Here is a 13,249-nt window from a genome sequence, read left to right as displayed (position 1 = left end):
TGGTAGAGGGCTACACAGATGCCAGCAACAAACTCATTGGGTGAGGGGTTCGTGCCACGAAGCAAGCTCCGCGCCCGTGGCAACCCCTCACCCGGCTTTCATGCTTCGCATGAAAGCCACCCTCTCCCACAAGGGGAGAGGGTACACCGAGGCCGCGGCCACAGTCGCGATTCATCACCTATTCCAGGTTAATCTCCCGCCGTCAGCCTACGCCGCAGATATCAGTTCGCCAACCTCTTCCATGCCCGCGTCGCGCTCCCCGAGCAGCAACGCCGCAATCGCATCATCCATCTTGTTTTCCGTGAGCCGGAACGGATCGGATGGCATCAGACGATGAGCGACAACAAGCTTGCCCAGCAGCAGCCGTCGCGCATCACCGCGCATGCCGTGGATGCGTGCGCTCTCCCAGGTGAGCGAGACGGCGCTGGCGGTGTGATACAGCAGGCTGGTGGCACGGCGGGACTCGGCCTCATTGTCAGCACCGCCGGCGACCTCGCGAGCGAAGCCGACCGCGCGATCCACCAGACGATGCAGCTGATCGCGCCAAGCCTGCGGCACCGCGGCGCTGTCATCGAGCCGCGCATGCAGATCGGCTGCGAGCGCGGATTCCGCACCGTGGCGGCCGACCGCGCGCTTGAGCGCGTCGAGCGCGACGATGTTGCCGGTGCCTTCCCAGATCGAGCCGAGATGGGCGTCGCGCAACAGGCGCGCGGTGGCGAACTCCTCGACATAGCCGATGCCGCCGCGCATCTCCAAAGCATCGCCGCAGACCTTGCGGGCGTCGCGGGTGGCGCGGAATTTCAACGTCGGCGTCAAGATGCGCAAGAGTGCCGCGGCGTCCTGGCTGCCGGCCTCGGCACGGTCGAGCGCGTCGGCGGTCAGGAAGCTCATCGACAGCGCCTGCTCGGTCGGCAGCAGGATCTTCATCAATTGGCGGCGGCCGAGCGGCAGGTCGACGATCGGCTTTCCGAACACCACGCGATTGCGCGCCACGGTGATCGCGTCGTGCCAGGCGCGCCGCATCAGCGCCGTCGACTTGACGCCGTTGGAGAGCCGCGAGGAGTTGACCATCTCGGCCATCTGCACGAAGCCGCGATCGAGCCGGCCAACCGCGTACGCAATCGCGCCCTCCAGCTTGATCTCGCCCGAGGCCATCGAGCGGGTGCCGAGCTTGTCCTTCAAGCGCACGATCCGATAGTGGTTCTGGCTGCCATCATCGAGGAAGCGCGGCATGAGAAACAGGCCGACGCCGCGCGTGCCGGGCTCTGCACCTTCGGGCCGCGCCAGCAGCATCACCACCTTGGCGTCGGCATTAGAGCAGAACCATTTCTCGCCATGCAGCCGCCAATGATCACCTTCGGGCACGGCGACCGTCGTGAGCGTGCCGACGTCGGAGCCGCCCTCCTTCTCGGTCATGAACTGGCCGCCCTGGGTGAGCTTGCGCATGTCTGTCTGGGTCAGGCCGTCGAGATATCTGGCCTTGAGCGCGTTGCTGCCGAAGCTCGCCAAGAGCTTGGCGCAGCCGTCGGTGACGTTGATCGGACAGCCCAATCCGAATTCCGCCTGGTTGAACAGGAAGGTGAAGGCGTGCTTGGCGGTGACGGGATATTTGCTCGGCCAGCCGAGGATGCCCTTGCGGATCGACATTGCGTGAATGCCGAACTCGCCGAAGGCGGCGCGCTCCAGCTCGCGATAGGCGGGGTGATATTCGATCCACTGCACGTCGCGGCCGAAGCGGTCGCGCTGGTGCAGCACCGGACCATGGCGGTCGGCGAGCCGGGCGCATTCGTCGAGATAGCCGCCGGCGAGCTCGCCGAGCCGGTCGAGATGCGGCACGAGGTGGCGAAACAGCGCGTCGGGCAGATGGATGCGCAGGAGGTCGGCGAGCGCCGGGTCCGCGCGATAGAAGTTCAGCCCGGTGGTATCAGGGGCCAGCAGCTCGGGTCGCTTGCCGCCGGTCATCACGTCATCGCGTTTCAGAAACTGATGCATGATCGTTAAGCCCTCCTTCGTTTCCAGTCTTCTTACGGACTCTTCGACAGGTTGCGCCTGATCGGATACACAACAGGCACGGCGTGCGCCGAACCGGGAGCAGATCCATGACCCATCAGCCGACGGAGGTTTATCGCATCTTCGGGGCGGAGATGTCGCCCTATTCGGTCAAGGTACGATCGTATCTGCGTTACAAGCGCATTCCGCATCAATGGATATTGCGCAGCGCGGAAACCGAGGCGGAGTTCACCCGGCACGCCAAGCTGCCGATCATTCCGCTGGTGGTGGCGCCCGACGAGGTGTCGCTGCAGGATTCAACGCCGATCATCGACGCGCTCGAGCTCGATTTTCCGGAGCCCTCCGTCCATCCCGGCGACGTGCTGACCAGCTTCGTCTCCGCTCTCATCGAGGAGTTCGGCGACGAGTGGGGCAACAAATGGATGTTCCATTATCGCTGGGCCGGCGAGCTCGATCAGCGCGCCTCGGCCGGACGCATCGCCCGCATGGTCGCGCCGAAGGCCGCTGACGCCGACGTGTCCCGATTGTCGGAAAAGATCCGCGCGCGCATGGTTGATCGGCTCGCTTATGTCGGATCGAACGAGGCCAACGCGCCGCAGATCGAGCAGGGGTTTGTCGAGATGCTGGATCTCCTGGAGCGCCATCTCGCAATGAGGCCCTATCTGTTCGGCGGCCGCCCTGCCTATGGCGATTTCGGCCTGTGGGGACAGTTCTACGAGCTGTGGACCGATCCGACCGCCGGCGCGCTGATCGAGGGCCGCGCGCCGCATGTGCTGGCCTGGATTCACCGCATGCTGTGGCCACGCGCGGAAGGCGAGTTCGAGCTGTGGCCGGAGCTGTCGCTGACCCTGATGCCGATCCTGACGCGGCAGGTCGGCGCATTGTTCATGCCGTGGTCGCTCGCCAATGAGCAGGCGATCAAGGAGAACCGCGACGTGTTCAGGGTCCAGCTCGGCGACACCGAGTGGACGCAGAAGCCGCAGAAATATCATGCGCGCTCGCTGGCGATGCTGCGCTCCAAATACGCTTTCCTGCATGACCGCAGCAGGCTCGACGTGGTGCTGGAGGAGATCGGCTGCCTCGCAGGATTGCAGCCGCTCCCCACCTGACATCAGGCAGAATTGTGGGGATGGATGGTGGGAAGTTGGCTCGCGCTGCACTAGCTTGAGCGCTGCGGACGCTTGCGAAGCATCTTTCAAGGACATGCCCATGGACATCCCTGCCTACAAGATCGCCCTCATCGTCGGTGCCGGCGAAGGGCTCTCCGCCTCGCTGGCGCGGCTGTTCGCGCGCGAGAAGATCCGCGTCGCGCTGGCGGCGCGCAAGACCGAGAAGCTGGGCGCGCTGTGCAACGAGACCGGCGCCCGCGCCTACCCCTGCGACGCCACCAATCCAGAGGAGGTCGAGCGGCTGTTCGGTCTGGTATCGCGCGAGATCGGCGAGCCCGATCTCGTGGTCTACAATGCCAGCGCGCGGGCGCGCGGGCCGCTCGCCGAGCTCGTGCCGGCCGACGTCCAGGAGTCCATCGCCGTCAGCGCCTTCGGCGGCTTCCTGGTGGCGCAGCAGGCGGCGCAGCGCATGCTGCCGAACAAGCACGGCGCCATCCTGTTCACCGGCGCCTCGGCCAGCGTGAAGGGCTATGCGCAATCGGCGCCGTTCGCGATGGGCAAGTTCGCGTTGCGCGGCCTCGCCCAGAGCATGGCCCGCGAGCTGTCGCCGCAGGGCATCCACGTCGCGCATTTCGTCATCGACGGCGGCATCAGGAGCGCCGCGCGGCAGGACCCGGCCGAGCGCCCGGACTCGATGCTCGATCCTGACGCCATCGCGGCAAGCTACTGGAGCGTGCTGCAACAGCCGCGCAGCGCCTGGAGCTGGGAGATGGAGCTGCGGCCATGGGTGGAGACGTTTTGAGAGCTGATGCCGCAGAGGCCCAGTTCGAGCATCGCTTTCGCCTTCGTCATTGCGAGCGCAGCGAAGCAATCCAGGGCCGAGCAAGGACTCTGGATTGCTTCGCTTACGCTCGCAATGACGCGGATAGGTCTTTGCCTAATAACAGGTGTCATCGCCCGGCCTTGACCGGGCGATCCAGTAAACGCGACTGGTAGCTCAAGATACGGTGAGACCGCGGCGTACTGGACGCCCCGCCGCGGAGCATGACAATCATCACATCAGAACGCCCGCAAACCATCGGCATGGCGTGCGCAAGAGAGAGAGCCGCTCAACCGCTTCTCGAACCGAACCAGGGTCCAATCATCCGCATGCGGCTGGATCGTGAAGCCCGCCTTGCGGGCCACGGCGATCATCACGTCGTTGGTGCGCAGCGCGTCGCCTGACAGCATGACACCGCCGAGTGCGCGTGCTCGGCCTTCGAGATTGGCGATCAGCGCCGGGCCGAGGCCGTGACCGTGCCAGCGATCGTGCACCGAGAGGCCGAACTCGACGCGGCCGGTGTCGCGGTCGAGCGCGTAGCGCGCCTCGGCCGCGATGCTCAGGACACCATCGTGATTCATGACTCCGATCAGGCTGTAGCGGTCGTTGCGGCCGAGCGCGACGAAATCGTCGAGGACCGCCTTGGGCAGCTCGCTGAGTGCGCCCAGAAAGCGCTTGTTCCGCGAGCGCGGGCTGAGCGACCGGACGTAGTCCTGCAGCGCCTCGGCATCAGCCGATGTCACGAAGCGCAGCTGCACCTCGTCGCCGCGCCGCGTGTGAATGATATCGGGGGCGACAGCGAGATCGGCGACCGCGAATGTCGGCATGACCGCCTCCAGCGAAGAGAGGTGCCGGCGCCCCCCTTTTCGGAGCGGCGCCGGCGCGGCGGGGGTGAGTGAGGGGCTCAGGCCCGCCAGAACGGCTTGTCGATCTCGGCGGCGATGTCGCTGCGGGAGAGGCCGAGGTCATGCAGGTCGCGCTCGGACCACTGCGCCAGCTCATGGCGGGTGCGGTAGCGGAAGCGCCAGGCTGCGAGCAGCTCGGCGACGCCGGACCAGAACCCCGGACCATGATGTTTCGTCATTGACGAGGAGACGGTGAGGGACATGGAAGCCTCCTGAGAAAGCGTAAGGCTGCAGTATCCAAAGCTTGCCTTGCATCTACAAACGACATTTACTACCGTTTCGGATGAAATAAACTCATGCACTCGGAGGCCCTGGATGGCGCGGCTGCCCTCGCTGAACGGATTGCGGGCGTTCGAGGCCGCAGCGCGACATATGAGCTTCACCCGCGCCGCCTCCGAGCTGAACGTGACGCAGACCGCCATCAGCCATCAGATCAAGCGCCTGGAGGACGAGCTCGGGTTGCGGCTGTTCGTCCGCCAGAACCGCAGCCTCGCGCTGACGCCGCAGGCCCGCGACTACCTTCCGCTGGTGCGCGCCGCGTTCGACGATCTGCGCCTGGCGACCGAGCGTCTGGTGCGCAAGGACAACGCCAAGGTGCTGACGGTCTCCACCATCGCCTCGCTGGCCGCCAAATGGCTGCTGCCGCGGCTGACGGCCTTCCAGGAGGCCCACCCTACCATCGATGTTCGCATCACCACCTCGACCGGCCTGGTCGATTTCCGCAAGGACGATGTCGACGCCGCGATCCGCTACGGCCGCGGTCACTGGCCCGGCGTACGAGCGGAATGGCTGATGGCCGACGAGCTGTTTCCGGTGTGCAGTCCGGCGCTGCTGGACGGCGCCAAGCCGCTGCGTTGTCCCGAGGACCTCGCGCATCACACGCTGCTGCAGGCGAGCGGCGGCTATGACGACGACTGGCGGCTGTGGCTGACCGCCGCCGGCCTGCCAGTGGAGATGTCGCGGCAGAGCCGGCTGAGCTTCGACCTGTCGCTGATGACCGTCCAGGCCGCCATCGACGGGCTCGGCGTCGCGATCGGGCGGACCGCCTACGTCCAGGACGACATCGCCAAAGGGCGGCTGGTGGTGCCGTTCAAGATGACGTTGCCGAGCGACGCGGGGTTCTATCTGGTGACGCCGGAGGGCAGGACCGATTCGCCGAAGCTGAAGGCGTTTCGGCAATGGCTCAAGAGTGCATCGCAGCAAAAGGGCACAGCGCCCGTTCAGCTTTAGGGATTCTGCCGTCAAATCTATTGGCCGACAGGATGTCGCGTGGCAGATTGTCGCACCCATCCCCTCGGCCGGCGCAGAAGTTCTTCCGCACGAGCCACTCGACGGTAGGAGTTTTCTCGCGTGTCACCGCCCTCAACCCAGCAGCCAGCCACCGTCAAGTCGCGCATCGGCGCGATCCTGCGCGCCACCAGCGGCAATTTCCTCGAGCAGTTCGATTTCTTCCTGTTCGGGTTCTATGCGGCCGCCATCGGCAAGGCGTTCTTCCCGTCGACCGACGAGACGGCGTCGCTGCTCAACACCTTCGGCGTGTTCTGGCTCGGCGCGCTGATGCGCCCGGTCGGCGCCGTCGTGCTCGGCGCCTATATCGACAAGATCGGTCGCCGCCAGGGTCTGATCGTGACGCTCGGCATCATGGCCGCCGGCACCGTCGTGATCGCGTTCTGCCCGACCTATGAGACCATCGGCGTTGCGGCGCCGATCATCGTGCTGCTCGGCCGCCTGCTGCAGGGCTTCTCGGCCGGCGTCGAGCTCGGCGGCGTGTCGGTCTATCTGTCGGAGATCGCAACGCCCGGCAATCGCGGCTTCTACACCTCGTTCCAATCGTCGAGCCAGCAGGTCGCGATCTTCGTCGCCTCCATCCTCGGCTATCTGCTCAGCGAGAGCATGCCGGCCGCGACCGTGACCGCGTGGGGCTGGCGCATCCCGTTCTTCGTCGGCTGCCTCATCATCCCGCTGATCTTCTTCCTGCGCCGCACGCTGGAGGAGACGCCGGCCTTCCTGGCGATGAAGAAGCATCCGACCACCAGCGAGGTGTTCGCCTCGGCGCTGGCGAATTGGCGCATCGTGCTGCTCGGCATGATGATTGCGATCCTGACGACGACGACGTTCTACTTCGTCACCGTGTACACGCCGACCTTTGGCAAGACCGTGCTGAAATTGTCGACGGCGGACGCGCTGCTGGTGACGCTGCTGGTCGCGGTCACCAACTTCATCTGGAATCCGGTCGGCGGCGCGCTGTCCGACCGCATCGGCCGCAAGCCGGTGCTGATCGGAATCGCGACGTTGTCGCTGCTGACGGCCTATCCGGCGCTGAGCTGGCTGGTGTCGGCACCGACCTTCGGCAAGATGCTGGCGGTCGAGATGATGTTCTCGTTCTATTTCGGCATGTATAGCGGCACCATGCTCGGCGCGCTGGTCGAGATCGTGCCGGCCCATGTCCGCACCACCTGCTTCTCGCTGGCCTTCGCGCTGGCTGCGGCGCTGTTCGGCACCTTCACGCCGTTCGCCGCGACCTGGCTGATCGAGAAGACCGGCGACAAGGCCTCCCCCGGCTTTTGGCTGATGTTCGCCGCCGTGCTCGGCATCATCGCCGCGCTGACGGTTTATCGCGGCGGCCAGCAGGCGGTCGCGGCACGCGAGCCGGCGACGGCCTGATCGGGTTGTCTGTTCACGCCAAGCGCGGCATCATCGGATGCCGCCCTTTGTTGTTTGCGGCGAGAGCGGAGGCGAGGTCTGTCATGGATGAACTGATTGGCGTTGCCGAACAGGTTGCGACGCGGCTGATCGCGCGCAAGCAGACCATCGCGGTGGCCGAGTCCTCGGCTGGCGGGCTGATCGCGGCCGCGCTGCTCGCCGTGCCCGGCGCGTCGGCTTATTTTCTCGGTGGCGCCGTGGTCTATACGCGCGATGCGCGGCGCGTGCTGATGGACATTCCGGACGAGGCGATGAAGGGCATCCGCTCGGCGTCGGAGCCCTATGCCGAGCTGCTGGCGCGGCAGATCCGGGCGCGCTTTGCCACCGACTGGGGACTGTCGGAGACCGGCGCTGCCGGCCCGACCGGCAACCGCTATGGCGACGCGGCGGGCCATGCGTGCTTCGCCGTGGCCGGCCCGGCCTCCGCCGTGGTCACGCTGGAGAGCGGCAGCAGCGACCGCGCGGCCAACATGCAGCTGTTCGCGAAGAGTGCGCTGGATCTGCTGCTCAAGACCCTCGATACATGATCCGGTGTCGTCCCGGACAAGCCCGCTGACGCGAAGCGTCGGCGGGCGCCGAGCCGGGACCCATACGCCGCAGCAGGAGTGAGGTGCGAGGACAGACGTGGCGAGCATCTCGCGCCACAACGGCGTCCTGTGGCTATGGATCCCGGCGTTCGCCGGGATGACGACGGAATGTGTGGCGCACAGCTCGCTCCACCAACGCTGTCGTCCCGGACAAGCTCGCCGGCGCGAAGCGGCGGCGGGCGCCGATCCGGGACCCATACGCCGCAGCAGGAGTGAGGTGCGAAGACAGATGTCACGAGCATCTCGCGCCACAACTGCTTCCTGTGGCTATGGATCCCGGCGTTCGCCGGGATGACACTGAATTTGAGGAGCCGGCTGTGGACCCAACCAGCGGTCCCCTCACTTCTCCCGGAACGCCCGCATCAGCTGGTCGTGCAGCGGCTTCATCAGATAGGAGATCACGGTGCGGTCGCCGGTCTGCACGAACGCTTCCACCGGCATGCCGGGGATCAGCTTGACGTCGCCGAGCCGCGCGATCTCCTCGGGCGGCATCGAGACGCGGATGGTGTAGTAGCTCTGGCCGGTGCGCTGGTCGGTGGTGACATCCGGCGAGACGCGGCTGACAACGCCGTTCAATTCCGGCGTGGTGCGCTGGTTGAAGGCCGACAGCCGCAGCAGCGTCTTCTGCCCCACCTGCAGCTTGTCGATGTCCTGCGGGTTGACCTTGGCCTCGACCTGCAGGTCGTCGCTCTGCGGCACGATCAGCATGATGGTGTCGCCGGCGGTGATGACGCCGCCGACGGTGTGCACCGAAGACTGCAGCACCATGCCGTCCTGCGGCGCGCGGATGTCGACGCGGCGCAACTGGTCCTCGGCGGTGACCTTGCGCTCGACGAACTCGCCGATCTTGTCGGTGGTCTCGCGCAGGTCCTTGGAGACCTCGCTCACCATGTCCTTGTCGACCTGGATGATCTGCAGCTCGGTCTCGCTGATCTTGCCCTTGGCCTGGGCCCGCGCGGCGATGTACTGCGCGCGCTCGCCGTTGAGGCGGGCGGCGTCGCGTTCGAGCGTGGTCAGGCGCGAGAGCTGCACCAGATGCTGTTCGTAGAGCTGGCGCACACCGTCGAGCTCCTTCTGCACCAGCGCGATCTCCTGGTCCTTGGCGGCGACCTGCGCCGAGAGCCCCTCGATCTCCTCGCTGAGCTGGGCGACGCGCTCGCGCAGCTGCGCCTTCTGGCCGATCCGGCCGTTGACGCGGACCTCGAACAGCTTGGTCTCGCTCGCGGTCAGGCTCTTGACGTCGGGATCGCTCATCCGCTCCAGCAGCTGCTGCGGGAACAGGATCTTGGCCCAGCCCCGCTGCTCGGCCTCGAGCCGCGCCGCGCGTGCCTGCAGGGCGTCGAGATTCTTGGTGACGATGGCGAGCGACGCCTTGGTCACGGTATCGTCGAGCCTGACGACGATGTCACCGGATTTGACGACGTCGCCGTCGCGCGCGCGCAGCTCGCCGACCACGCCGCCGGTCGGATGCTGCACCTTCTTGACGTTGGACTCGACCACGATCTGGCCGGGCGCGATCAGCGCGCCGGAGATCTGCTGCGTCGCCGCCCAGCCGCCCATCCCGCCGGCCACCGCGAGAACGACGGCCATGCCGGCGATGAGGTGGCGCTGGATCGACTGCCGCGCGCCGTCCGGCTGTCGCAGGCCCCGGACCGGCCCGGTGATGACCTGACTGCTCATGCCGTCCAGCTCCTCATGACTTGCTCACGCCGGCTTCCGAGACGATCTTGATCGGCGCCGGCGGGCGCGGCTGCAGCACCTGCGCCAGCACCGTCTCTTTCGGGCCGAACGCCTGGGCGCGGCCGTCCTTCATGACCAGCACCTGATCGACCGCCTCGATGCCGATCGGCCGGTGCGCGACCACGACGACGATCGCGCCGCGCGCCCGCGCCGAGCGCACCGCGCGCGACAGCGCCTCGTCGCCTTCGGTATCGAGGTTGGAGTTGGGCTCGTCGAGCACGATCAGGAACGGATTGCCGTAGAGCGCGCGCGCCAACGCGACGCGCTGCGCCTGCCCGGCCGACAACGCGGCGCCCTGCTCGCCGATCTGGGTGTCGTAGCCGTCGCGCATCTTGATGATGATGTCGTGCACGCCGGCCTCCTTGGCGGCGGCGATGATGCCGTCCGCCGAGGCCTTCGGATCGAAGCGGCAGATGTTCTGCGCCACCGAGCCGGCAAACAGTTCGACATCCTGCGGCAGATAGCCGATGTGGCGGCCGAGCTCGTCCGTCGACCATTGGTCCAGCGCCGCGCCATCGAGCCGGACATGGCCGCGCACCGGGCGCCAGACGCCGACCAGTGCCCGCACCAGCGACGACTTGCCGGACGCACTCGGACCGATGATGCCCAAGCCATTGCCGGCCGACAGCGTGAAGCTGACATCCTGGACGATCGCCTTCTGATCGCCAGGCGCGACGATCGAGATGCCCTCGACCGCGAGCTTGCTGACCGGCGGCTGCAGCTGCGTCGGCGCCGCACGCTCCGGCATCGTCTGCAGCAGCTGGCTGAGGCGGCGCCAGCTCTGGCGCGCGGCGACAAAGCTCTTCCAATGCGCGATCGCCAGATCGACCGGCGCCAGCGCCCGGGCGCTGAGGATCGAGCCGGCGATGATGATGCCGGCGGTCGCCTCCTGGTGAATGACGAGATAGGCGCCGACCGCGAGCACCGCCGACTGCAGCATCATCCGCAGCACCTTGGCGATGGCGCCGAGGCCGCCGGCGACGTCGCTGGCGCGCTGGTTGCCGGCGAGATATTTCTCGTTGGTCTCGCCCCAGCGCTGCAGCATCCGCCCGGTCATGCCCATCGCCACCAGCACCTCGGCATTGCGCCGGCTCGCGGTGACCAGATCGTTGCGGCGGGCGGCGAGGCCCATCGCCTCCTTGGCGGGGGTGCGGGTGAGGAACTCGGTGATCAGCGTCAGGGTCACCAGGATGATGGCGCCGACCAGCGCGGTGACGCCGAGCAGGACGTGGAAGGCGAAGCAGATCGCCAGATACAGCGGCAGCCACGGCAGGTCGAAGAACGCGCCCGGCCCCTGGCTGCCGAGGAAGCTCCTGATGTTGTCGAGGTCGCGCAGCGGCTGCAGCCCCTCGTTTCGCCCGCCGGCCGACAGCGGCAGCCGCACCACGGTGTCGAACACCCGCGCATTCAGGCTCTCGTCGAGCGCGGTGCCGATCCGGCCGAGGATGCGGCTGCGGATCATGTCGAGCGCGCCCTGGGCGATGTAGAGGCCGGCGGCGATGATCATCAGGCCGATCAGGGTCGGCACCGAGCGGCTCGGCAGCACGCGGTCATAGACCTCGAGCATGAAGATCGAGCCGGTCAGATACAGCAGGTTGATGATGCAGCTCATCACCCCGACGCCGATGAAGGCACTGCGGCAACCGCGCAAGGCATCGCTGAGCTCGGATTGCCTCACGTGAGGTGCGGCCGCCATCACCACCATCTCTTCGATCAAATGAGCTGCAGGACCGCCGATCAAAAGCACAAACTGGCGGCAAACAAGGCAAAATATACTGATTCCTGCGGCAAGCGTCCAACGGCGCTCGCTTTAGCGTGAATCAGCTGTTGTGTCTGGTCTGTCTCGCGCGGCGGTGGAAATGTTCAGCCGCGCAGCCGCGCCGTCCTAGAGCCGTCCGCCTGTCCGCACCAGCCGGACCACCAGCAGCAGGATGATGGCGCCGAGCGCGGAATAGACGATTTCGGACACCAGCCCGGTTCCGAGCCGGATGCCGAGCCGCGGGAAGATGAGGCTGGCCACGAGGGCGCCGAGCACGCCGATCACGATATCCCCGATCAGGCCGAAGCCGGTGCCGCGCACGATCTTGCCGGCCAGCCAGCCCGCGATCAGGCCGACGAACAGGATGACCAGAATACCTTCGTTCGATACGTGCATGGCGTGTCCTCATCCGGCGCGGACGATTGGTCCGGCGCGTCGGCGCACCTTAGCGAGGCGGCTGCGACGCTTCGACACGCGATGCGCGGTTCCGGACTGCGCTCCGCGCGTTTCGGGCCAAGCGTTACGTCGCCGCCACACTGGCCGGCGCCTCGGCCAGGATGCAGCGCGCTTGCCGCTGCGGGCCAAGCTGAATGGCCGGCGGCAGCGCTTCGGAGCAGCGCGGCTGGGCGAGGCTGCAGCGCGGCGCGAACGAGCAGCTTTGCGGCGCCTGGTCGAGCGAGGGCGGCGTGCCCGGGATGGTCTGCAGCCGCTCGCCGCGCTTGGCGCCGTGAATGGTCGACGCCAGCAGGCCGCGCGCATAAGGGTGCACGGGCTGGCGCACGATGTCGCGCAACGAGCCCTGCTCGACGATTTGGCCGGCATACATCACGGCGACGCGGTCGCAGATCTCGATGGCGACGCCGATGTCGTGGGTGACGAAGATGACGGACATGCCGAGCTCGCGCTGCAGCTCGCGCAGCAGCAACAGAATCTGGATCTGCACGGTGGCGTCGAGCGCGGTCGTCGGCTCGTCGGCGAGCAGCACCTTCGGCCGGCACGCGAGAGCGAGGGCGATCATCGCGCGCTGGCGCATGCCGCCGGACATCTCGTGCGGATAGGACTCCAGGCGACGCTTCGCCGAGGGAATGCGGACGATTTCGAGCATCTCCAGCGCCCGCGCGGTGCCCTCCGCATAGCTCTTGCCCTCGTGGCGCATGACCGTCTCGGCGATCTGCCGGCCGATCGTATAGACCGGATCGAGCGCCAGCCCCGGCTCCTGGAAGATCATCGACACCGTGCGGCCGCGAAACTGCGACAGCTCCTCGTCGCTCATCGCCAGCACGTCGCGGCCCATGACCTTGACCTGGCCCGTGATCTGCGACCGCTTCTTCGGCAACAGCCGCATCAACGCCCGCATCGTCACGCTCTTGCCAGAGCCGGACTCGCCGAGCAGCCCGAGCACCTCGCCGTCGCCAAGCGACAGGCTGACATCGTTCACCGCATGCACGGTGCGCTCGCCGGTGAAGCGGATGGTGAGGTTGTTGATCTCGACGAGGTTGGTCATGGGTGAACTACTTCCACTTGGTGTCAGGGACGCCTGGGTAGATCGCCAATTCGAGCTGCCACCCTCCCCTGAAGGGGGAGGGTCGGCTCGCATGCAGCGCAGCGGAATGCGA

At 66.8% G+C, this 13,249-nt stretch carries 12 protein-coding genes; 5 read left to right on the top strand and 7 right to left on the bottom strand.

Annotated elements, in window-relative coordinates:
- Positions 1–207 precede the first annotated feature (207 nt).
- On the bottom strand, positions 208–1,992 hold the full coding sequence (locus BRAO375_RS28680; RefSeq protein WP_009030931.1) for an acyl-CoA dehydrogenase family protein: 1,785 nt from the start codon (positions 1,990–1,992) through the stop codon (positions 208–210).
- Between the two features lie 107 nt (positions 1,993–2,099).
- On the opposite strand from BRAO375_RS28680, the gene BRAO375_RS28675 reads away from it, so the two are divergent.
- Positions 2,100–3,119 (top strand): glutathione S-transferase family protein, encoded by a 1,020-nt coding sequence (locus BRAO375_RS28675; protein WP_009030930.1) that lies wholly within the window; start codon positions 2,100–2,102, stop codon positions 3,117–3,119.
- A gap of 100 nt (positions 3,120–3,219) precedes the next feature.
- Positions 3,220–3,921 (top strand): SDR family NAD(P)-dependent oxidoreductase, encoded by a 702-nt coding sequence (locus tag BRAO375_RS28670; protein WP_009030929.1) that lies wholly within the window; start codon positions 3,220–3,222, stop codon positions 3,919–3,921.
- A 257-nt stretch (positions 3,922–4,178) separates the two neighbouring features.
- Here BRAO375_RS28670 and BRAO375_RS28665 read toward each other — a convergent pair whose 3' ends face one another.
- Together BRAO375_RS28665 and BRAO375_RS28660 are read right to left on the bottom strand one after the other, a co-directional pair.
- Complete coding sequence (locus BRAO375_RS28665) at positions 4,179–4,766, bottom strand: GNAT family N-acetyltransferase (RefSeq protein ID WP_052536157.1); 588 nt, start codon at positions 4,764–4,766, stop codon at positions 4,179–4,181.
- A gap of 77 nt (positions 4,767–4,843) precedes the next feature.
- Positions 4,844–5,047: a DUF1127 domain-containing protein gene (locus BRAO375_RS28660; RefSeq protein ID WP_035642811.1), complete on the bottom strand. Its 204-nt coding sequence runs from the start codon at positions 5,045–5,047 to the stop codon at positions 4,844–4,846.
- 112 nt (positions 5,048–5,159) lie between these two features.
- On the opposite strand from BRAO375_RS28660, the gene BRAO375_RS28655 reads away from it, so the two are divergent.
- From BRAO375_RS28655 to BRAO375_RS28645, 3 genes are all read left to right on the top strand, one after another.
- Positions 5,160–6,074: a transcriptional regulator GcvA gene (locus BRAO375_RS28655; protein ID WP_009030927.1), complete on the top strand. Its 915-nt coding sequence runs from the start codon at positions 5,160–5,162 to the stop codon at positions 6,072–6,074.
- 120 nt (positions 6,075–6,194) lie between these two features.
- Complete coding sequence (locus BRAO375_RS28650; protein ID WP_009030926.1) at positions 6,195–7,508, top strand: MFS transporter; 1,314 nt, start codon at positions 6,195–6,197, stop codon at positions 7,506–7,508.
- Positions 7,509–7,591: 83 nt separating this feature from the next.
- Positions 7,592–8,074, top strand: a complete 483-nt coding sequence (locus tag BRAO375_RS28645; RefSeq protein ID WP_009030925.1) for a CinA family protein — start codon at positions 7,592–7,594, stop codon at positions 8,072–8,074.
- 399 nt (positions 8,075–8,473) lie between these two features.
- On the opposite strand, the gene BRAO375_RS28640 is transcribed toward BRAO375_RS28645, so the two are convergent.
- The 4 genes from BRAO375_RS28640 to BRAO375_RS28625 form a co-directional block, all read right to left on the bottom strand.
- Positions 8,474–9,814, bottom strand: coding sequence for an HlyD family type I secretion periplasmic adaptor subunit (locus BRAO375_RS28640; RefSeq protein WP_009030924.1), 1,341 nt, complete (start codon positions 9,812–9,814; stop codon positions 8,474–8,476).
- Positions 9,815–9,827: 13 nt separating this feature from the next.
- Positions 9,828–11,570 (bottom strand): type I secretion system permease/ATPase, encoded by a 1,743-nt coding sequence (locus BRAO375_RS28635; RefSeq protein ID WP_035642814.1) that lies wholly within the window; start codon positions 11,568–11,570, stop codon positions 9,828–9,830.
- Between the two features lie 189 nt (positions 11,571–11,759).
- Positions 11,760–12,029, bottom strand: coding sequence for a GlsB/YeaQ/YmgE family stress response membrane protein (locus tag BRAO375_RS28630; protein WP_009030922.1), 270 nt, complete (start codon positions 12,027–12,029; stop codon positions 11,760–11,762).
- A gap of 124 nt (positions 12,030–12,153) precedes the next feature.
- Positions 12,154–13,137 carry an ABC transporter ATP-binding protein gene (locus BRAO375_RS28625; protein WP_009030921.1) on the bottom strand — a complete coding sequence of 328 codons (984 nt, stop codon included), beginning with the start codon at positions 13,135–13,137 and terminating at the stop codon, positions 12,154–12,156.
- Positions 13,138–13,249: the final 112 nt, after the last annotated feature.

It is taken from the genome of Bradyrhizobium sp. ORS 375, from assembly GCF_000239775.1.
Classification (GTDB): domain Bacteria; phylum Pseudomonadota; class Alphaproteobacteria; order Rhizobiales; family Xanthobacteraceae; genus Bradyrhizobium.
Note: the sequence above shows the minus strand (reverse complement) of the source record. Positions and strands in the feature narration are given on the sequence as shown.

What these genes read in the sequence shown, in the direction of transcription:
- BRAO375_RS28640 (WP_009030924.1), bottom strand. Translation starts at nt 9,814, where the DNA reads ATGAGCAGTCAGGTCATCACCGGGCCGGTCCGGGGCCTGCGACAGCCG.
- BRAO375_RS28665 (WP_052536157.1), bottom strand. Translation starts at nt 4,766, where the DNA reads ATGCCGACATTCGCGGTCGCCGATCTCGCTGTCGCCCCCGATATCATT.
- BRAO375_RS28635 (WP_035642814.1), bottom strand. Translation starts at nt 11,570, where the DNA reads ATGGCGGCCGCACCTCACGTGAGGCAATCCGAGCTCAGCGATGCCTTG.
- BRAO375_RS28660 (WP_035642811.1), bottom strand. Translation starts at nt 5,047, where the DNA reads ATGTCCCTCACCGTCTCCTCGTCAATGACGAAACATCATGGTCCGGGG.
- BRAO375_RS28675 (WP_009030930.1), top strand. Translation starts at nt 2,100, where the DNA reads ATGACCCATCAGCCGACGGAGGTTTATCGCATCTTCGGGGCGGAGATG.
- BRAO375_RS28670 (WP_009030929.1), top strand. Translation starts at nt 3,220, where the DNA reads ATGGACATCCCTGCCTACAAGATCGCCCTCATCGTCGGTGCCGGCGAA.
- BRAO375_RS28645 (WP_009030925.1), top strand. Translation starts at nt 7,592, where the DNA reads ATGGATGAACTGATTGGCGTTGCCGAACAGGTTGCGACGCGGCTGATC.
- BRAO375_RS28625 (WP_009030921.1), bottom strand. Translation starts at nt 13,137, where the DNA reads ATGACCAACCTCGTCGAGATCAACAACCTCACCATCCGCTTCACCGGC.
- BRAO375_RS28655 (WP_009030927.1), top strand. Translation starts at nt 5,160, where the DNA reads ATGGCGCGGCTGCCCTCGCTGAACGGATTGCGGGCGTTCGAGGCCGCA.
- BRAO375_RS28630 (WP_009030922.1), bottom strand. Translation starts at nt 12,029, where the DNA reads ATGCACGTATCGAACGAAGGTATTCTGGTCATCCTGTTCGTCGGCCTG.
- BRAO375_RS28680 (WP_009030931.1), bottom strand. Translation starts at nt 1,992, where the DNA reads ATGCATCAGTTTCTGAAACGCGATGACGTGATGACCGGCGGCAAGCGA.